Annotated in this window: 17 protein-coding genes; 15 read left to right on the forward strand and 2 right to left on the reverse strand. The window is 42.8% G+C overall.

Annotated elements, in window-relative coordinates:
- The first annotated feature begins 142 nt into the window (after positions 1-142).
- The 15 genes from K333_RS0103515 to K333_RS13550 all read left to right on the forward strand — a co-directional run bounded on the left by K333_RS0103515 (position 143) and on the right by K333_RS13550 (position 15,783).
- Positions 143-613, forward strand: a complete 471-nt coding sequence (locus K333_RS0103515; RefSeq protein ID WP_024989301.1) for an Lrp/AsnC family transcriptional regulator — start codon at positions 143-145, stop codon at positions 611-613.
- Positions 614-826: 213 nt separating this feature from the next.
- Entirely contained in the window at positions 827-1,321 is a 495-nt protein-coding gene (gene fldA, locus K333_RS0103520; RefSeq protein ID WP_024989302.1) for a flavodoxin FldA, read from the forward strand.
- A gap of 32 nt (positions 1,322-1,353) precedes the next feature.
- Complete coding sequence (locus K333_RS0103525; protein WP_024989303.1) at positions 1,354-1,713, forward strand: DUF2023 family protein; 360 nt, start codon at positions 1,354-1,356, stop codon at positions 1,711-1,713.
- Between the two features lie 218 nt (positions 1,714-1,931).
- The gene (locus tag K333_RS0103530; RefSeq protein WP_024989304.1) at positions 1,932-3,242 is read left to right on the forward strand and encodes a hypothetical protein; all 1,311 of its coding nucleotides are present in this window, start codon (positions 1,932-1,934) and stop codon (positions 3,240-3,242) included.
- A gap of 40 nt (positions 3,243-3,282) precedes the next feature.
- Positions 3,283-4,578, forward strand: coding sequence for an imelysin family protein (locus K333_RS0103535; RefSeq protein WP_024989305.1), 1,296 nt, complete (start codon positions 3,283-3,285; stop codon positions 4,576-4,578).
- A 6-nt stretch (positions 4,579-4,584) separates the two neighbouring features.
- Complete coding sequence (locus K333_RS0103540; protein WP_024989306.1) at positions 4,585-6,285, forward strand: di-heme oxidoredictase family protein; 1,701 nt, start codon at positions 4,585-4,587, stop codon at positions 6,283-6,285.
- A 59-nt stretch (positions 6,286-6,344) separates the two neighbouring features.
- Positions 6,345-8,426: a cytochrome c biogenesis protein CcsA gene (gene ccsA / locus K333_RS0103545; RefSeq protein WP_154652978.1), complete on the forward strand. Its 2,082-nt coding sequence runs from the start codon at positions 6,345-6,347 to the stop codon at positions 8,424-8,426.
- A 121-nt stretch (positions 8,427-8,547) separates the two neighbouring features.
- The gene (gene hcp / locus K333_RS0103550) at positions 8,548-10,203 is read left to right on the forward strand and encodes a hydroxylamine reductase (protein ID WP_024989307.1); all 1,656 of its coding nucleotides are present in this window, start codon (positions 8,548-8,550) and stop codon (positions 10,201-10,203) included.
- 98 nt (positions 10,204-10,301) lie between these two features.
- A complete protein-coding gene (locus tag K333_RS0103555; RefSeq protein WP_024989308.1) occupies positions 10,302-10,970 on the forward strand; it encodes a Crp/Fnr family transcriptional regulator in 669 nt (222 codons plus the stop codon).
- Positions 10,971-11,409: 439 nt separating this feature from the next.
- Positions 11,410-11,883: a DUF523 domain-containing protein gene (locus K333_RS11860; protein ID WP_081657193.1), complete on the forward strand. Its 474-nt coding sequence runs from the start codon at positions 11,410-11,412 to the stop codon at positions 11,881-11,883.
- Entirely contained in the window at positions 11,867-12,280 is a 414-nt protein-coding gene (locus tag K333_RS0103565) for a secondary thiamine-phosphate synthase enzyme YjbQ (protein WP_024989309.1), read from the forward strand. Before K333_RS11860 ends, K333_RS0103565 begins: the two co-directional genes overlap by 17 nt.
- A 188-nt stretch (positions 12,281-12,468) precedes the next feature.
- Complete coding sequence (locus K333_RS0103570; RefSeq protein WP_024989310.1) at positions 12,469-13,329, forward strand: sirohydrochlorin chelatase; 861 nt, start codon at positions 12,469-12,471, stop codon at positions 13,327-13,329.
- Positions 13,330-13,370: 41 nt separating this feature from the next.
- Positions 13,371-13,850 carry a calycin-like domain-containing protein gene (locus K333_RS0103575; protein ID WP_081657194.1) on the forward strand — a complete coding sequence of 160 codons (480 nt, stop codon included), beginning with the start codon at positions 13,371-13,373 and terminating at the stop codon, positions 13,848-13,850.
- The gene (locus tag K333_RS11865) at positions 13,850-15,298 is read left to right on the forward strand and encodes a TonB-dependent receptor plug domain-containing protein (protein WP_051230857.1); all 1,449 of its coding nucleotides are present in this window, start codon (positions 13,850-13,852) and stop codon (positions 15,296-15,298) included. The genes K333_RS0103575 and K333_RS11865 overlap by 1 nt, the downstream gene beginning before the upstream one ends.
- On the forward strand, positions 15,295-15,783 hold the full coding sequence (locus K333_RS13550) for a TonB-dependent receptor (protein ID WP_262498681.1): 489 nt from the start codon (positions 15,295-15,297) through the stop codon (positions 15,781-15,783). The genes K333_RS11865 and K333_RS13550 overlap by 4 nt, the downstream gene beginning before the upstream one ends.
- Positions 15,784-15,874: 91 nt before the next feature.
- Here the strand turns inward: K333_RS13550 and K333_RS0103585 are convergent, their stop codons facing one another.
- Both K333_RS0103585 and K333_RS0103590 read right to left on the reverse strand, forming a co-directional pair.
- A complete protein-coding gene (locus K333_RS0103585; protein ID WP_024989312.1) occupies positions 15,875-17,299 on the reverse strand; it encodes an amidophosphoribosyltransferase in 1,425 nt (474 codons plus the stop codon).
- Positions 17,300-17,316: 17 nt separating this feature from the next.
- Positions 17,317-19,500: a tetratricopeptide repeat protein gene (locus K333_RS0103590; RefSeq protein ID WP_024989313.1), complete on the reverse strand. Its 2,184-nt coding sequence runs from the start codon at positions 19,498-19,500 to the stop codon at positions 17,317-17,319.
- Positions 19,501-19,509: the final 9 nt, after the last annotated feature.

The following is a 19,509-nucleotide window of genomic DNA, read 5'->3' on the forward strand; positions in this document are numbered from 1 at the left end:
TATTCGTTTTTATAATGATTTTCGATGTGCAAAGATAATAGAACAATATCATTTATCAAATATTATTTGGCAACTTCAGAAAAATATACTATTTTTGTGCTATTATCACATCGAATAACAGAATATTATTCTATCAAAAAGCATGAAATACGAAGATTTAGACGATACAGATCGCAAGATATTGCGCATTCTCCAAAAGGATTCCACGCTCACGATCAAAGAACTTGCAGCTCGGATAAACCTCTCAACATCGCCAACTTTCGACCGACAGAAGCGACTGGAGCGTGAGGGATTTATCAAGGGATACCATGCAATTCTGGACTCTAAAAAGACGGGGAATGGGATTACCGTACTCTGCAATATGCGCCTGAGACATCATTCCCAACAATTGATGGATGATTTCATGGAAACAATACAAGGTATTGAGGAGATAACGGAATGTTATAACACGAGTGGAGAGTATGACTTCACCCTAAAGATTCAAACGCGCGATATGGATTCTTACCAAGAGTTCATGCGTACCAAACTGGGAAACATAGAGAGCGTAGGTTATTTCCATAGTGTCTTTGTAATGAAAGAAGTTAAAAATACGTATGGTGTGCCTTTGAAATGACATACATATATCATATTCATCATCATAAATAGGTACGTTATGGAGCGTGCCTATTTTTATCTATCCCCTAAAGTAGGTAGAAATATCTTTACCCATTTTTAAGTATTGCAGATTTCTACGATTGCCTGTATCTTTGCAGCCAAGAAATTGTTCATGGGTTGTATCCTACTTATAAGGATGACCCGAAAAATAAACCCTAAAATTAATAAAACGATGGAGAAAACAATAGTAATCTACGGCTCCTCTACAGGAACATGTCAGACAATCGCAGAAACTATCGCCAAGAAATTGGGCGTGAACGCAATTGATGTCCAGAACCTTAAAGCCGATGATATTAACGGTAATAATAACTTGATTCTAGGGACTTCTACCTGGGGAGCCGGAGAATTACAAGATGACTGGTATGATGGTATCAAGACTCTGAAAGCCACAGGATTATCCGGCAAGACCGTTGCCTTATTCGGTTGTGGCGACAGCGAAAGTTATTGCGATACCTTCTGTGGAGGCATGAAGGAACTCTATGATGCCGTTGTAGAAGCCGGAGCGAATGTACTTCCTGGAGTATCAGCAGACGATTACAACTATGATGACAGCGAAGCTGTTGTTGATGGTAAGTTTGTAGGTCTTGCCCTTGATGACGTCAACGAAGATGACAAGACAGAAGGTCGCATCGACGCATGGCTCGACAGCATCAAGAAATCTCTTTAGTTTTTCCTATTATCCCGTACATATAAACAATTATGCCAATAGAGTTAAAAGTTCTCGCCAACCACATATACGAGTATAGAAAAGGTGTACGCAACATGATACTCTACACCTTCAACAAGAAATACGAGGAGGAGGCCCTTGAGCGCCTACAGCATCAAGGTATAGAATATATACTCCAACCCGTGGGTAACGACCGTCTGAACCTTTATTTCGGCAAACGAGAATGTCTGGATGCGATCAGACTTATTGTGACAAAACCATTATGCAAACTTTCACCAGAAGAAGACTTCATTCTTGGCGCGATGCTAGGATATGACATTTGTGCCCAATGTGAACGTTTTTGTAAAAGAAAGAATAAAGCAGTCCATTCTTCTTTAGCCAACATACAATAAGTGGGACAGAAGAGTTCACGAAATAATAAAGTTCATAATGTTTTTGTATAATAGATATTAGGTACGTTGAGAAACGTGCCTTTTATTTTTTACGTCTATCCCCCATCCCCAAAAGTAGGTATCCATACTTTTACCAATTTTTAAGTATTGTATAGAAATGTAAAGATCCGTACTTTTGCATCCGGAAATAATGCGAAAATACATAATATATTTCAGATATGAATAATTCATTCAAAATCAGCATTCTTGCTGGAATCATGACATTTACAAGTGGTATATATGCAGATGCCCAGACCCATGCGGCCGATTCTGTGATGAATCATGCCGGAGGGAAACGTCTCAGCATCGGAGGATATGGAGAAGTTGCCTACAGCAAAAACTTCTATAGTGACAACGGCAATCGATATACGGTTCCTCAGAAATACAAGAACGATCCGAGTCATGGACGTTTCGACATCCCTCATGCTGTGATCTATCTAGGTTACGATTTCGGTAAAGGTTGGACCTTGGGTAGTGAGATTGAGTTTGAACATGGCGGTAGTGGTTCTTCTACTGAATACGAAGCCGATGAAGCTATCGAGTTTGAACAGGAAAACGAACGAGGCGGCGAAGTGGAATTGGAGCAATTTTGGTTGCAGAAGTCCTTCTCACGTGCTTTAAATCTAAAGATGGGACATATTGTAGTACCTATCGGATTGACCAACGCCAATCATGAACCATTAAACTTCTTCACAGTATATCGTCCGGAAGGAGAAAACACAATACTCCCTTGTACCTGGCATCAGACCGGTATTTCTCTTTGGGGACGCTTAGGGAGATTTCGTTATGAGGCCCAAGTGCTTGCTGGTTTGAACGCTTTCAACTTCAGTCGTACAAACTGGATAAAAGGTGGCACACAATCTCCTTTCGAGTTTGATGTTGCCAACAAATATGCTATAGCTGGTCGTCTCGATAACTATTCCATCCCAGGTTTACGCATCGGTATGAGTGGCTATTACGGACAAGCTATGCACAACGCCGTACCTCATGATATGGAGACCAGTGATGCTAAGAACATCAAGGGAAACGTATATATCGGAACCATCGACTTCACTTATAACGCACACAACTGGATTGTTCGCGGAAATGCAGACTATGGATATGTGAGCGATGCCAACAAGATTACTTCTTATGTTTACCCTACCACCTCGTTGGTAAAACCTTACGAGTCGGGTAACGGAAAATATTTCGGTAGTCATGCTATTGCTACCATGATCGAGGCTGGTTATGATATTTTCTCGCAGATTGAGTCTCTTCGTGCCGACAATAAGAAACTTTATGTCTTCGGTCATTACGAATATTATGATTCTTATATTCACGCCACGACAAAGCAATGGACCAACAAACAGATTTTGGCCGCAGGCATCAACTATCATCCTGTTCCACAAATCGGTATCAAGGCTGAATATAACTTGCGCAAATTCAAGAATTCCTATAATAACGAACCTTCTATCAATATCGGTGTGGTATACGAGGGATTCTTCCTCTAAATAAATCAGAGAATTTAATTAATCAAATATAAAAAAAACGATGAAAAAGTATTTCAAGTATGCTTTGCTCTTCGCAGCAATAAGCACGATGACATTAACCACCACTTCTTGTAGTAGTGATGACAACAACGAGAACACAGAAGCAACAACTTCCTCCGAGATGCAAGCTATCGCAGAAAATTATGTCAAGAATGTGGTAGAACCTACTTACACGGATTTGGCAACAAATACACAGACCCTTTATGAGGCTTGTCAGAACCTATATGCTAAGCGCAAGGCTGGAACCTTGACACAGACTGATATCGACGCTGCCTGTAACGCTTTCAAGACTGCCCGTAAATATTGGGAAGAGAGTGAGTCTTTCCTCTATGGTGCCGCTACCGACAATAATATCGACCCACATATCGACTCTTGGCCTCTCGACCACGACCAGTTGGTAAAGGCTTTGAACGATAAGGATGTGATCGCTGGTATCAACGGAGCACAGGCCGATAAGTTCGTATATAAGAAGAACCATGATTTCGACTCTGTATTGGGCTTCCATGGATTAGAGTTCATCCTCTTCCGTAATGGTGCTAACCGTACCTTGGCTGCTCTTACAGCAGAAAACGAGACCGAGAAGCAACTTACTTCTATCAAGACTCTTGACGAATGTGCCTTCGCCGTTGCCGTTGCCGGAGACCTTCGCAATATGACATCCCTACTCGCCTATGGTTGGATGGGAGACAAGGCCAGCGAAAGCGTAAAAAATACTGTGAACGCTGCCAAATGGACTCTCGACGGTACACACTATGCTGGTTTGTCAAGCAAAGGTATCGGCTATGGTCTTGAGGTAATAAGTGCCGGTTCTGCCAATGGTATGTTCCCTACATGGCAGGAAACTCTCCAGAATATCTTCGTTGGTGGTTGCTCTGATATTTGTCAGGAAGTATACACCCAGAAGTTGGGTCAGGCTTATCGTGTAGCTACCGGTCAAGGCGACGACCAGGATGCAGCCGATTATATCGAGTCACCTTACAGCAAGCGTTCTTTCCAGGATTACCAGGACAACATCTACTCTATCAAGAATTCACTCTATGGTTTACGCGACATCAACGCAACCGTTCCTGCCAAGAATTCTTTGATGAACTATATGCAACAGCATAAATATGAAGGATATACAGCCTTGAACAACGCGCTTAACGAAGCTATCGCAGCCTTAGAGTCAGCCAAGAATAGTGGCAAGGCCTTCATCGACGCCCCTGGTGACGCACAAGTAAAGAACTGTATCGAGAAGGTTCAGGCTTTAGACGAGGCTTTAAATGCTGCCGGCGCATGGATTATCCGTCAGAAATAATTAGATATGAAACAAAGTATATATTTTCTTTCATCCGCTACAGTCGCATTGGCTACTTTGCTGACGGGCTGTAGCGATGATGCCACGGGCATACAGACCAACGAGATGCCCGAGGCCAATTATATAGGGGAAACTACAGGTAACTTTTCTGCCGAAGAATGGTATCCTGGAGGTAAATTAGGAACTACCGAGAATATCGGTTCGAGTGCATACTCTGACCAAACTCCTGTGGTAGATGAAAATCCGTCATTATTCAACGCCTTCTTTGCTGGTGAGCAGATGTTTGAGCGTAACTATACAGAAAATAAGGCTCCTTTCAAGGGACTCGGTCCTGCCTCTGTACGCAGCAGCTGTTTCGACTGTCATCCTCAATATGGTCATGGCAAGTGGCAGGCTCAATATCGCACGGAGTATGCCAATGGTAACGGTTACTTGTTGGTAATCTATCATCCAAACCATGAGGGTTCCAACGATGGGCCGTATGTTTCCGAGGTGACGGCCATGCCGCAAACTCAGGCTTCTGCACCTTTCCTTCCTCCTGTCAACGAGAACGGCATCAACATCAAATGGGAGCACGTCACGAAAATGGAAAGCGGACTTCCTATGCATTTTCCTGATGGCGAGTCATTCGACTTGATTTATCCGGAGGTGACCATCGCACAGTCGGCTTTCAACACCAAACCTCAGCCAACAAATTATGATGTCCGTCTGGAATCTACGATAGGTGTTATCGGTACAGGATTGTTGGATGCTATCCCTAATGATTCTATTCGTGCACAATATGCCAAGACGGCTGGCTATTTTAAGCGTGCGGGAATGAACGTGGCTGAATATGTGAATAGTAGTTTCTGGGATGCTTCTGCCAACGACTTTACGGCTAACGCATGGTATAAGGCTGGTGATAGAAAGTTCGTGAAACGATTCACTTATGCCCTTACACGTGGTACGTTACAGGATGGACCTGGTGCTAACGCTATCTGGAATATCACAAACGTGAGTCGTCCGGATCGTCCTTATCTCTATACCACTTCTGCGTGGGCACAGGCTATGAGCGAGAATCCTGATGTTATCACACAAATCAAGGCGAACCCGTCTTCTCCTTATTATGCTGATGGTACGGATGCGGGAATTGCTGATGCCGTACGCAACTTACTCGACCCGAAGACGAACCAGTTTGATAATAAATGGCATAACTTTACGCCCGACCAGACCACTGAGCAATTTTATAACTTCATGGTATGGCATCGTGGATTGGCTATTCCTCGTGCACGTAACTTGAACGACAAGGAGGTACAACGCGGTAAGAAGTTGTTCATGGAGATTGGATGTGCCAGTTGTCACCGTCCTTCGTGGAAGACTGGTAATGACGACTACTGGGAACCAGAGATATGTGCGGGTAAACCATTACCTCGCTATCCTCATCAGACCATCTATCCTTATAGCGACATGATGCAACATAAACTGTATATGAAGAATGACATTCATGGTAGTTGGTGTCGTACTACTCCTCTTTGGGGCCGTGGTCTATCGCTTATCAACACGGGAGCCGAGGATCGTTTGCACGACTGTCGGGCACGCAACGAGATAGAGGCTATCATGTGGCATGCTTACAGCAAGAACAGTCATGCCTATAGTTCTGCTTTGAAGTTTTATAATCTCCCTAAGAGCGATCGAGATGCTATCGTGAAGTTCCTTCGCTCTATCTAATTGATCTCTATACCGACCTGACAGGCTTTGTCTTGTCAGGTCTCTTATTATACAAAAACATGAAGATACTTAAAAAACTTGTTATCATCTCCTACATTTGTGTCATCCTCGCCATGATGATAATCTCTTTGAGCGAGAAATTTGTAGGAACGCCTTATGCTTCGGCACACTTATACGGTTCGTGGTGGTTTTGTTCGCTTTGGATTGTGCTTACCGTTACAGGGTTCATCTATATTCTGAGAAACAAGATTGCATCGAAGAATATCCTCCTACTCCATCTTTCCTTTGTCATCATTCTTATAGGAGCACTTCTCACTCATCTCTATTCTTTCAGAGGAGTTGTACATTTGCGAGTAGGCGAAACTTCCAATGAGTATCTTGAAGAGAAAGATGGTGGGATGAGACGCGAACCGCTGCCTTTCAGCATCAAACTGGAGAGTTTCGATATTCAAAAATACGAAGGATCGGATGCTGCGGCCGATTATGCCTCTACGATTACGGTCAAGGAACAAGGCAAAAGTACACGAGGCGTCGTATCGATGAATCATATCTTTTGTCATGATCATATCCGCATCTATCAAAACTCGTATGATGAGGATGCCAATGGTAGTACTTTATGCATCAATAGTGACCCATGGGGAATACCCGTAACCTATACCGGATATGTTCTTCTCTTCTTTTCGCTCTTCTGGATGCTTTTCAATCCTAAGGGGACTTTCCGCAAGTTGCTGAAAAATCCGTTGCTCCGCAAGACCGCTTTCGTTTTCTTTCTCTGCTGTTCTACATCTGCTCTGAAAGCCCAGACTACAGTTCTTCCACGACCTGTGGCCAGTCATATGTGCGAGATGTTCATGCAATATAACACACGCATCTGTCAGATACAAACCTATGCTTACGAGTTTACACACAAGATTTCGGGAGGGCGTTCTTACAAGGGATGTTCTCCGGAACAAATCCTTACGGGATTTATCTTTTGGGGCGACCAATGGGCTCAGGAGAAGATTATCAAGGTGAAAGGTAGCGAACTAAAGGATTACTTGCATCTTGACGACTATGTATCTGTAAATGAATTGTTTAGTTCGAATGGTTACATACTTAAACAACTTGTAGAGGAATATTATCGCCAAGGTTGTCATGATGCCTTACACGAGCAGGCGGCCCGTCTCGACGACAAGGTAAACCTGATAGCTGAATTGCGTATGGGTAAGGCGTTGAACTTGATTCAGACGAAGAGTATCAACGAGCTCTATCGTTCGGCCAATAGTGGCAACAATACGCGATTGATGCAAATCGTTGACGAGAATATCAGCAAACAGAGGACGTCGGTTGCGGGTATACCTTCCACGATACAAGTAGAGGCTGAGCGCATCAACAATCAGGTTCCTTTCGCCACGATTCTGTTCATCGTGAATCTCACATTAGGTTTCCTCGCCTTCTTGGTACGCATCCGTGGTTTCAAACTCATGCTGGCCATATCCTTCCTCGCCCTCACGTTCTCTCTTGTCCTACGATGGATCATCAGCAACAACATCCCACTAAGCAACGGATATGAGTCGATGCTGAGCGTAGCTTGGTTTGTCATGTTGTTCTGCATTCTGTTCTCTTTTCTGCTCCCTACATCGCCATCCTACTATCTCACCCTCTTTGGGTTTCTACTCTCCGGATTTCTATTACTCGTGAGCCATATCAACCAGATGGATCCAGCCATCGGTCATATCATGCCCGTATTGAATTCGCCCTTATTGAGCATCCACGTGAGCATCATCATGATAAGCTATGCCCTACTCGCCCTCACCTTTGTGTGTGGCGTTCTCGGATTATTGATGAAGTCGCAAACGGAGATGCTACAATTGCTGAGTCGTCTATTGCTCTATCCTGCCATCACCACCATGGGTATAGGCATCTTCGTTGGAGCTATATGGGCAAACATTAGTTGGGGAACGTATTGGAGTTGGGACCCTAAAGAGACGTGGGCGCTCATCACATTCATGATATATGCCGTAGTTTTGCATACTCACACGCTCCCGATATTCCGTCGACCGAAGATCTATCATCTCTATATGGTGTTGGCGTTTCTCTGCATCATCATGACCTATTTCGGCGTAAACTATGTTCTCGGAGGATTGCATTCCTACGCCTAAGAATCAGAAATCTTAAAGTTTTTTTAACATAACATTAACATGCCTTGGTAACAATTGTTACCGAGGCTTTGTTTGTGATATACGTACCTTTGCCACCGAGAATCAAAAGGTAATAAAGAAAATGACAGACCATAAAATGTTTTGTTTCCAATGTCAGGAGACGGCAAAGGGAACCGGTTGTACCATCAAGGGTGTATGTGGCAAAGAGGCTTCTACCGCTAAATGGCAGGATTTGCTGTTGAGCGTGGTACGTGGTGTTGGAGCCATCGCTCACGAACTCAACAAACAGCAGCTCGACTATGAGAAGACTTGTGTGGGCAAGTTCTTGTCGGATGCGCTATTCTCTACGATCACGAATGCTAACTTCGACGATCAGGCGATATTGAACAAGGTGGATAAGGGTATCAGTATCAAGAAGCAACTCTTGTCGATTGCCCGCGATCATGCTGTGGCCTTACCGGATTACCAAGAGGTAAGATGGGGCGGCGAGAAGGCTGACTATGAGGCAGAGGGTGAACGTGAGGGTATCTTGCGCAACGAGGATGCTGACTTGCGTTCGCTCAAGGAACTTACCACTTTGGGACTGAAGGGTATCGCGGCTTACTATGAGCATGCGGCACGACTCAACAAGCGTGATGAGCATATCATAGACTTCATCTGCAAGGCGCTAAGCGTTATCGCTAACCCCGAGAGTGATATGCAATCGCTCCTCGACATCACCTTGGAGACGGGCAAATATGGTGTCGACGTGATGGCGTTGCTCGATGCAGCCAATACCGAGACCTACGGAAATCCGGAAATTACTCAAGTTAATATAGGTGTCGGAAAGAATCCGGGCATCCTCATATCCGGTCACGACCTCAAGGATATCGAGGATTTACTTCAACAAACTGAGGGTACGGGAGTGGACGTGTATACACATGGTGAGATGTTGCCGGCCCACTACTACCCTCAGCTTAAGAAGTATAAGCATCTCGTGGGCAACTATGGTAATGCGTGGTGGAAGCAAAAGGAGGAATTCGAAAGTTTCAACGGGCCGATCGTGTTCACGACCAACTGTATCATACCTCCTTCTAAGAATGCTAGTTATGCGCATCGTGTCTTCACAACCAACTCTACGGGATTCCCTGGATGGAAACATATCGAGGCCGACGCCAATGGGCACAAAGACTTCTCTGAGGTCATCGTCATGGCCAAGACTTGTGATGCTCCTCAGCAGATAGAGACCGGAAAGATCGTAGGAGGTTTTGCCCACGCTCAGGTCTTCGCTCTTTCCGACAAGATCGTAGAGGCCGTAAAGAGTGGCGCCATCCGCAAATTCGTGGTGATGAGCGGTTGCGATGGTCGCATGAAGAGTCGCAACTATTATGAGGAGTTTGCCAAAGCCTTGCCTCAGGATGTGGTAATCCTTACAAGTGGATGCGCAAAATATAAGTACAACAAACTGAACCTTGGCGACATCAACGGTATTCCACGTGTGCTCGACGCAGGACAATGTAACGACTCTTATTCATGGGCTGTTGTGGCTCTCAAGTTAAAGGAAATCTTCGGGGCCAATGACATCAACGACCTACCGATATTCTTCAATATCGCATGGTATGAACAGAAGGCTGTCATCGTACTTCTCGCCCTGTTGCATTTGGGTGTCAAGAACATTCATCTCGGTCCTACCCTCCCGGCGTTCATCTCAAAAGGTGTACTCAAGATACTGGTCGAGAACTTCGGTATTGCCGGAAACTCGACAGTAGAAGAGGACCTCAAAAACTATATTTTATAAGACAACAAGAATCCCTCGATAACTATTATCGGGGGATTGTTTTCGTTATACAATATGTGAGGGAGATGTCCGTTATCATCATAAAAACGGATAAGAATATGGAAGGTTCAATATATCAGATACTACAGACAAGTCCTCTCTTCGAAGGTTTTTCTGCTCGTGAAATCGAAGAGATGCTGAGTTCTACGGAATACAGGATCGTGGAATATCCCGCCAAGGAAATCTATACGTTGGCCGGATTACCTTGTCGCTATGCCGACTTCATCCTCAGCGGAGAACTAATATCCAGGATGACGGGATTGTCGGGCAAGCAAGTTCAGATAGACCGTCTGAAGGCTTGTATGCTGATAGCTCCCGCCTTTATCTTCGCCGAGAATAATGCGATGCCCGTAAGCGTGGAGACGGCCAAACCGACAACGATTCTGCGCATGAAGCCATCGGAGTTGAAACGACTTATCGATGAAAACGAACATTTGCGCATGAATTTCATTCGTAGACTCTCCTCCATTGACGTTTTCCTCACCCAAAAGCTCCGTATGCTGTCGCTCTTCACGGTACGCGAGAAGGTGGCTTATTTTCTCATCAAGGCCGCCAAAGAGCAGCAAAGTCGCATCATCAAACTAGACAAGAGCAGACAAGAACTGGCTGACATGTTCGGTATACAGAAGTTCTCGCTTCTGCGTTGTCTGTCGGAATTCGAAGCTAACGGAGCTATCAAAATCGATGGGAAAATGATTACGATCCTCAACTCCGACAAAATGAAATAAACTTCGAAACATCACCCTATTGTTGAACAAAGCATTGATTATCAAGAAATTATATAGATTCTATAAATATAACATCACAGCTACATCTTCTCCTATGATGCCAAAACTCGGTAGAGGAACTGATACTGTTCACGCCAGGTACGCATCATCCTCGAACATTTTAGGCAAACCTTAACGTATTTATTATCAGGAGGTCATGTACAATATTGCACAATAACGTATCACAACGCATCATCGCTATTTCAGGATGTTGTATCTTTGCAATCGTAATCCTGAAGGACGGAATGTAGCGCTCCCCTGTCCCGAAGGAATCCCAAAGGGTCGTGAGGAGATGTCCGAATGGGTCGGAGGGATTCCCGAAAACATAGCTTATGACAATTTTATGCTTTTATCTCAAAAATTTGATTTATCTTTGTTCTCAAATAAAGGAAGGGTTTGTATGAAAATAATCGTTAGCGCATGCCTCCTCGGCGAAAATTGTAAATACAACGGGGGTAACAACAAGGATGAGCGGTTGCTCGGATTACAGGAAAAACATACTGTGATACCTGTTTGTCCGGAGGTCTTGGGCGGATTACCAACGCCTCGCAAACCAGCCGAAATCGTGAATGGGACAGTATCTACGGCAGATGGTTTGTCCGTGGATGATGAATTCAGGAAGGGGGCTATGGCAGCCTTCAGAATCGCCAAAGACGAGGCCGTGGAACTGGCTATCCTTCAGCCAAGAAGTCCAAGTTGCGGATGTGGAAAAATCTATGATGGCTCTTTCTACGGAAGATTGGTCTCGGGCAATGGCGTATTTGCTCAGATGCTGATAGACAACAATATAAGGGTGATTTCTCCTGATGATTTTAAACCTAAGGACGGATTCCTCGAAAAGAAAAACAAAAAAACATATGATACGACAGATTGAATTTCGACTTACAGAAAAACGTAGAGGTTGTCATCTCGTCACACGAGAGATCTTGGAGAACCTACCCCATCCTTTACCTAAGATGGGATTGCTCAATCTCTTTGTCAAACATACTTCTTGTGCGCTCTCTGTCAACGAAAATGCTGACCCGGATGTGAGGGGTGATATGGAGAAGATCTTGAATCATCTCGTCAAGGAGAATGAACCTTATTATGATCATGTCCTAGAGGGCGCTGATGATATGCCGGCACATGCCAAGAGTTCGTTGTTTGGCGTAAGTATCACGATTCCTATCACCAATGGCAGACTGAATCTGGGCACGTGGCAGGGCATCTATCTCTGTGAATTTCGTAACTATGGTGGACCTCGTAAGGTCGTTGCCACAGTCTATGAATAGTCCTTACCTAATAATACCTACTTATAGGTAAGAACAAGAATCATAAATTTTAGGTATTGTGAGGTTTTCTATTTGATATTACCTTTGCACTCGCAAACAGGAGTTCCCTCTCGAGATAAGCTTTTACGCTATCCCCACACGCGAACACTTCGACAAACTGTTTTGGGAAAAGTTTATATATATCAAATATGAAGACAAAAACTGTATTATTTATACTCGCCTCGATCATGGTGAGTATACATTTGAATGCTAAAACCGCATTAGTAGTAATCGCCCATGGAGCGCCTTCGCCTCAATGGAACAGACCCGTACTTGACCTTGAAAAGCAACTCAATTCTGTTGACATCCCGGGTATCTGTTATAAGCGTGTCGCGTTGATGGAATTCTCACAACCGAATATTTCATCGGTAGTAAAAGACTGTGAAAAACAAGGTATCGACACGGTATTTGCCCTACCGCTATTTATCGCTCCATCTAGTCATTCTGAGGATGATATTCCTAATATTCTTGGTTTAAAGTATGATCCAACCGTAAGACAGGCGTTAGCTGAAGAAAACGCTGAATTGGTAAAAAGTAATATTCGTTTTGTCGTAGGACCTGTCTTGATGAGTTCTGATATTATCGAGAAGACTATGATGGAACGTGTCAAGGAGATGTCGAAAGATGAAAAGAATGAGGGTGTCTTGATTCTCGCTCATGGCGATCCTGACCGTATCGGTTTCTGGAATTCTCTTCTGAAACGTACAAACGATTTTATTAAGCAGAATTCAAAGATTGATTATGTCGACACAGAATTGATTGGTATGGGACAGAACTTTGCGAATGATGTTATACCTCTTATCGACAAGGCAAAAAAGTCGAAAAAACGTATCTTGGTACAAGGTATTTATCTGATGTCTAGTGTTGGGGAAATGGCAAAATATACTGGTCTTTCCAAGAATGCGGGAGAAAATGTTGTATTTAGCAACTACGGAATTCTCCCTGAATCATCTCAACAAATAATAGACTGGATCGTAGAGACTACACAAAACTGGATGAAGACGAAATAATAATATAATAAGGTTTAAATTTTAAGGTAATAAAAAAGACAATGAAAATTTTTAAGAAACTATCTGTATGCATGATTGCATTATTGGGAATGGTAGCTATGGCTTCTTGTAGTAGTGATGATGACGAAACCACAGTTGGTGCTGCCAAAGTAGTCGCAGGAAAATACACTTCAAGTTTAACTTGTAACGTAATGGGACAAGACACGGAATTTAAAGATATTACTGTCTCTATAAAAGCAAAGGATGATGCAACCGTAGATGTTGAGATAGGCAGTTTCGGTAATCCTCCTATGCAAGTTCCAAGTATTACTATCAAGGATGTAACGATTACTGGACAAGATGGAAACTATACCATTACCAACAAAGAATTTAATGGTACCACGGAGAATGGAAAGAAATATTCAGGTGTGCTTACAGGAGGATATACAAGCAACAAGCTTACGCTTAAATTTAATTTACAATATGGTGCCATGCCTATGGCTATGATCAATACCTTTGAAGCATCCAAAAACGCTAAATAATGTTCAGAAGAAAGCTTCTCACTTTGGGTGGACTTGCCACGACTTATGTACTTATGGCAAGTACACCCGTTGTGCCTGTTAAGAGGGCTAGATTCAATGTGGATAGCGTATTGAATCTAGAACAAGTTGTAGTAACTGCTACTCGTACTCCTAAGACGTTAAAGGATGTACCTGTGGTAACGCAGGTGATAGGACTGGATGATATCCAGCGTAGTGATGCGACAAACATTCAGGATTTGCTCACCAACGAACTTCCTGGATTAGAGTTCTCTTATGCCATGTCACAAGAAACGGCATTAAACATGAATGGTGTGAGCGGAAACGCGATATTATTTCTCGTAGATGGTGAACGTTTAGCTGGTGAAACCATGGATAATATCGACTATAACCGACTGGACCTCAACAATATTGGTCGTGTAGAAATCGTAAAGGGTGCTGCCTCTGCCCTTTATGGAGCTAATGCTGTTGGAGGCGTGGTCAACCTGATATCACGTGAAAATACAGAACCGTGGACTGTTAATCTAAATAGTCGGTATTTTTCAACTGGAAATAATTGGAGAAATGGTATACGGATGAGTTTTAACCAGGGGCAATGGAATTCTCAAACCTGTTTTCAGCAAACTCGTGTGAACACAGTCCGCCTTACCGATGCTTTTGATACCAAATCTAATCTACAAAATATATGGGGAGGTTGTACCATAAACTTAAAAGAGAGATTGACTTACCGACTATCTGACAGGTTGAGATTTATTGCACGTGGCAGTTATTTTAATCGCCATAGCAAACGGAGCAATTACATGGATATCTATAAGGATTATAGTACAGGATTACGTTTGCTTTACAATTTCTCCAAAGGGGGAAGCTTTGAATTATCGTATGCTTATGATCAATATGATAAGGCTAGGTATGTAAACCGTATCCGCACAAATGATCATGACTATAGCAATCGACAGCATGTGGTTCATACTTTACTGAACTTACCATTCAATAGGAATATTCTTACTGTCGGAGCTGACTATCTTAATGATTATCTTACAACATATCAGTTTAAAAATAATGAGGCGAAGAGGCAACAGTCATATGATGCATTCGTACAGTTCGACTACAATCCCACTCAATGGTTCAACATGGTGGCAAGTGTGCGAAATGATTATTTTTCTGCATCACATTCCGATGCCACTACAGCTCGATTGGCTGCTATGCTGAAGTTGCCGGGATTCTCCATCCGTAGTTCTTATGCTGGAGGGTTTCGAGCTCCATCATTAAAAGAGATGTACATGAACTTTGATATGGCTGGTATCATGATGATCTACGGTAATGAGAATCTTAAACCTGAGAGGAGTAACAACTATAATATTTCTTTTGAGCATTATGGACAAACCAAAGGATGGCTTGATGGTAGCTATAGTATGACGTTATTGGGTTATTTAAATATAACAATCGAATAACAACTACCGACTTTCCTGGCGATGATAAGGATAATGCGGGAGAAAAATATTGTAACGATGATGGCGTGACAATCTATGGGGTTGACTTTAACGCTAAATATCATACAAAATCAGGACTTGGTACTGGCATTGCTTACAACTATTTACATGCAAGTGCCAACAGTATCACATCACAATTCTCCCAGCCAAGACCACATAGCATGACATGGCATCTTGATTATGAAAAACTGTTCGCAAAAGATTACAGATTATCATCATCGATTTCGGGACGTTATCTTTCTCGTCCTCACTCAAAAGGAGAAACTAGTAATGCTTATTCTATTTGGAGATTTTCTCTGGCGCTACAAATGAAGAAGGCATATAGGATTACCACCATCGTGGATAATTTGTTTAACTATATTCCGAAAACTTACTACTGGAATTCGCCGGCAACAAAGGGAACATCTCTTTCAATTGGTCTTTCTATCGATGTCGACAAGATATAGAAGGAATGACACGTGTAATCTATTAAAATAAATCCAACTCAAAAGTACGATACGCTCGCATCTTTAAGTTGGATTTATATTTCTTTAGGAATTATTCTTCCTTGAGCTTTTCACAATAGCTGCTACCATCAAAACAATGGGTACAAACCTTGCATTTAGGTAATCCTATACTTTTTATCAAAGTTTCTATCTTATTGAATTTCACAGAGGTAAGTCCAAGTCGACGACCAATCTCCTCGACCATGCGATTATACTCGTCGCTGCCTGTTGTGGCATACTTCTCCAAATTCTTATTCGGATCACCTTCAAAGTCGTTGATGATACGACGGGTTATCAGTTCCATATCGCTCTTGCTCGTGGTAAAGCCAATAAATGGGCAACCATAAACCAATGGAGGGCATGAGATTCGCGCATGTACCTCTTTGGCTCCATAATCGAAGAATGTACGAACGTTGTCGCGAAGTTGGGTACCACGCACAATACTATCATCGCAGAACACAACACGGTTTCCTTTCAATATAGACCCATTTGGAATCAGCTTCATCTTAGCTACCAGACTGCGACGGCTTTGGTTTCCCGGAGTAAAACTACGTGGCCATGTTGGAGTATACTTCAACACGGCTCGCTTATATGGAATGCCATGTCCTTCGGAATAACCTAAGGCTGTACCGACTCCGGAGTCTGGTATGCCACAGACCAAGTCTGCTGGTGTGTCGTCTTCCTCGCCCATCGCCTTACCATTAGCCTCACGAACAGCCTCAACGTTTATGCCTTCATAGTCGCTCGAAGGGAACCCGTAATATACCCAGAGGAATGAGCAAATCTGCTCTTTATCGTATGGTTTCTGTAATACTTCGATACCATCAGCACGAAGTTTCACGATTTCTCCAGGACCAACATCTCGTAAAACCTTATAATCAAGATTAGGGAAACAAGAACTCTCGCTACTAACAGCATAAGCGCCATCTTTATGGCCAATGACAATCGGCGTACGACCCAGCAAGTCGCGGGCAGCGATGATGCCGTCTTCTGTAAGCACAAGCATAGAGCATGAACCTTCTATGTGGCGGAATACATTTCTTATGCCGTCCACAAAGTCCTTACCCATATTAATAAGCAAGGCTACCAACTCCGTCTGGTTGATGTTGTTGGCCGACATCTCACTCAGATGGATTTTCTTCTTCATCAGTTCCTCGGAAATACTCTTCAAATTGGTAATATGAGCAACTGTCACAACAGCATATCTACCGAGGTGGGAATTGATGATGATAGGTTGAGGATCGGTATCGCTTATCACGCCTAATCCGATATTGCCCGTAAAGCCATCTATCTCATCTTCAAATCTTGAACGAAAATAATTCCGCTCCAGACTGTGGATAGCTCGACTAAAACCGCGCTCTTTATCAAATGTTACCAAACCAGCACGCTTGGTGCCTAAATGTGAATTGTAATCAGTACCGTAATACAAATCATTTACGCAACTTCTTACAGAAATAGTTCCGAAGAAACCTCCCATTGTGTTAATTTATTTAATTAGTTATTAGTGTCTCGCCTACATAAATCTATCATCAGATGAATTTCGGCAGCTGATTTTGATACGCCAAGTGTCTTGATTTCTCGTTGAATCTGGAAGAAGAAATCTTTCTTCTCGTCATCAGACAAGAAAGCGATATATTTACGAAATAGTGATATGCTATCTGTGATGCGATTCTGAAACCATGCGCAATATCCGGCATTCAGATAATCTGCTCCCTGTGGCTTATCCATCTCCAACAATTGCTCATACTGTCTATGAGACTGCTCGAGTTTTCCTGCCTTCATCAGCGTCCATGCTAAAACCCTCCTGATACTTACGCGATTAGGGTGTTCTAAATCTAATTTGTACAACAACCCGAGTGCTTCATCACATTGGTCTTGGCTCATCTTGGCTACGGCTAGTCCCAATTCATATTGCCAATGTTTAGGGTCTAGAAGTATGAGTTGATTATAATATTTCTCTGACTCGTCAAACTTTTCGGCTCGCAAATAGCTTTCTGCCAATCCACGAATGGCTCCCTTACTATCCGGACAAAGTGTATAAGCCTTAAGATACCATTCTATCGGATTGCCCTTCTCGCTCTTCAACCTATGTGAGCCTTGCAACATATAGAAATCGAAGTCTTTGATATCATTTTCCCAGAGTGAAAGTATGAGCTTCTCTTCTTTAGAATAGCCGTTCAGATGGAAGAACTTGCACAATGAGGTTACATGGTTCTTAAGTTGTGTGGTACCGATACGCTTCGAGGCAAATAAGAAAGGAGACTCTTCCTTCAGGTTCAACTGATAAGGGTTAACAAAATCGTTTTTATCGGTATACAACAGGAAGAATCGATACAAATCTTGTAGATAATTACGACGTATGAACGTTGGTGATTCGTAATCGATATCGCAAACGATTGCTCCTATCTTCACACCATCAGAAAACAACATCTCACGAATCTCCTGTGGTACCTGTTCTATAATCGTCACCATAGCGAAGGCAAAGCTGTATCTGTCACTATCACAGAATGTTCCTGAAGTCAATACTTTCTTCAAGACATCTACATCCTTGAATTTCTCTCTCACCTTAGCCAAATCGGGATGATTAACATCGAAGGGAACGAACCAATTGCTTAGTGTGTAGAAGAAAGCGAAACGTTTCATCTTGGAGAATTCTCCATAATAGATATCATTACCTTGCTGTTCCATATCTGCCATACGGCGAATACTTTCTTCGATCCTTTCCATCGCTTTCTCTTCACGATCAGGATGTAGGATGTCATCAAGATTCTCAGAATCTGTTTCCTCGACATTTAGAGGCGTAAAACGGATATTATTGTCCTTAACCAAATTAGGTATAATACCCTCCTGAATATCTTTGGAAACTTTCTCTGCGTTCAGACAATAGAAGAACTGCTTCTGGGTTTGCAAGATTTCCTCGCATCGTTTATCATCCTCTGTCACCTCTGCCAGAAGTTCATCAACCTGTTCAAATAGTTTTGGGGCATATGGATATACAAGAAACCATCCTACCAAAGCGCGCTGGCGTAAGCGCTCATCGGTTGCTGCCATATATATATGAACAAGAAGTTTAAACTTGTTGACATCAAAAATATTGAGTGCAGCAAGCATTACAGCACTCAATATTACTTGTGCATCCGATGACTCTGTTGTAGGAGAAGTTAGTATTTCTTCATAAAATTTCTCATCAGAATCACTCCATTGCTGGCTCAACAGAACACGATTAAAGATGCTATTGATCTGACTCTGATGCTTGGAATATATTTCCTGGGTTTTGCTTTCGCGCGATTCCTCCGGTTCTAAATCCAGCATCGCTAAACTGGTAACATAGTCTTCCAGAACTTGGCGGATACCATCTTCCGGAAACTTATCCCGACTTATCTTCTCTGAGATGGTGTGATAAGTAGTATTCTCCCGAATCATTTGTTGCAGTTTGACATTAGAGGCCAAACGCCATACCGACTTCAACAGGTCGGTATATAATGATGGACGTTTGGGATCTTCATATCCCTTAGCCAGATAATCCATCATAAGATTGTAATTTCCCTGAATCGAATCAAACTGGGAACTCACATGAATATACGGATGTTTGCTGAAGAACTCTACCAATGCCTGTATCGTCTTTCCTAGATCTCGGCATACATCGATATCTTCAATAATATCATTAATATTATCCATAAATATTTA

It is taken from the genome of Segatella albensis DSM 11370 = JCM 12258 (assembly GCF_000426565.1).
Taxonomy (GTDB): domain Bacteria; phylum Bacteroidota; class Bacteroidia; order Bacteroidales; family Bacteroidaceae; genus Prevotella; species Prevotella albensis.

What these genes read in the sequence shown, in the direction of transcription:
- K333_RS0103515 (WP_024989301.1), top strand. Translation starts at nt 143, where the DNA reads ATGAAATACGAAGATTTAGACGATACAGATCGCAAGATATTGCGCATT.
- fldA (WP_024989302.1), top strand. Translation starts at nt 827, where the DNA reads ATGGAGAAAACAATAGTAATCTACGGCTCCTCTACAGGAACATGTCAG.
- K333_RS0103525 (WP_024989303.1), top strand. Translation starts at nt 1,354, where the DNA reads ATGCCAATAGAGTTAAAAGTTCTCGCCAACCACATATACGAGTATAGA.
- K333_RS0103530 (WP_024989304.1), top strand. Translation starts at nt 1,932, where the DNA reads ATGAATAATTCATTCAAAATCAGCATTCTTGCTGGAATCATGACATTT.
- K333_RS0103535 (WP_024989305.1), top strand. Translation starts at nt 3,283, where the DNA reads ATGAAAAAGTATTTCAAGTATGCTTTGCTCTTCGCAGCAATAAGCACG.
- K333_RS0103540 (WP_024989306.1), top strand. Translation starts at nt 4,585, where the DNA reads ATGAAACAAAGTATATATTTTCTTTCATCCGCTACAGTCGCATTGGCT.
- ccsA (WP_154652978.1), top strand. Translation starts at nt 6,345, where the DNA reads ATGAAGATACTTAAAAAACTTGTTATCATCTCCTACATTTGTGTCATC.
- hcp (WP_024989307.1), top strand. Translation starts at nt 8,548, where the DNA reads ATGACAGACCATAAAATGTTTTGTTTCCAATGTCAGGAGACGGCAAAG.
- K333_RS0103555 (WP_024989308.1), top strand. Translation starts at nt 10,302, where the DNA reads ATGGAAGGTTCAATATATCAGATACTACAGACAAGTCCTCTCTTCGAA.
- K333_RS11860 (WP_081657193.1), top strand. Translation starts at nt 11,410, where the DNA reads ATGAAAATAATCGTTAGCGCATGCCTCCTCGGCGAAAATTGTAAATAC.
- K333_RS0103565 (WP_024989309.1), top strand. Translation starts at nt 11,867, where the DNA reads ATGATACGACAGATTGAATTTCGACTTACAGAAAAACGTAGAGGTTGT.
- K333_RS0103570 (WP_024989310.1), top strand. Translation starts at nt 12,469, where the DNA reads ATGAAGACAAAAACTGTATTATTTATACTCGCCTCGATCATGGTGAGT.
- K333_RS0103575 (WP_081657194.1), top strand. Translation starts at nt 13,371, where the DNA reads ATGAAAATTTTTAAGAAACTATCTGTATGCATGATTGCATTATTGGGA.
- K333_RS11865 (WP_051230857.1), top strand. Translation starts at nt 13,850, where the DNA reads ATGTTCAGAAGAAAGCTTCTCACTTTGGGTGGACTTGCCACGACTTAT.
- K333_RS0103585 (WP_024989312.1), bottom strand. Translation starts at nt 17,299, where the DNA reads ATGGGAGGTTTCTTCGGAACTATTTCTGTAAGAAGTTGCGTAAATGAT.
- K333_RS0103590 (WP_024989313.1), bottom strand. Translation starts at nt 19,500, where the DNA reads ATGGATAATATTAATGATATTATTGAAGATATCGATGTATGCCGAGAT.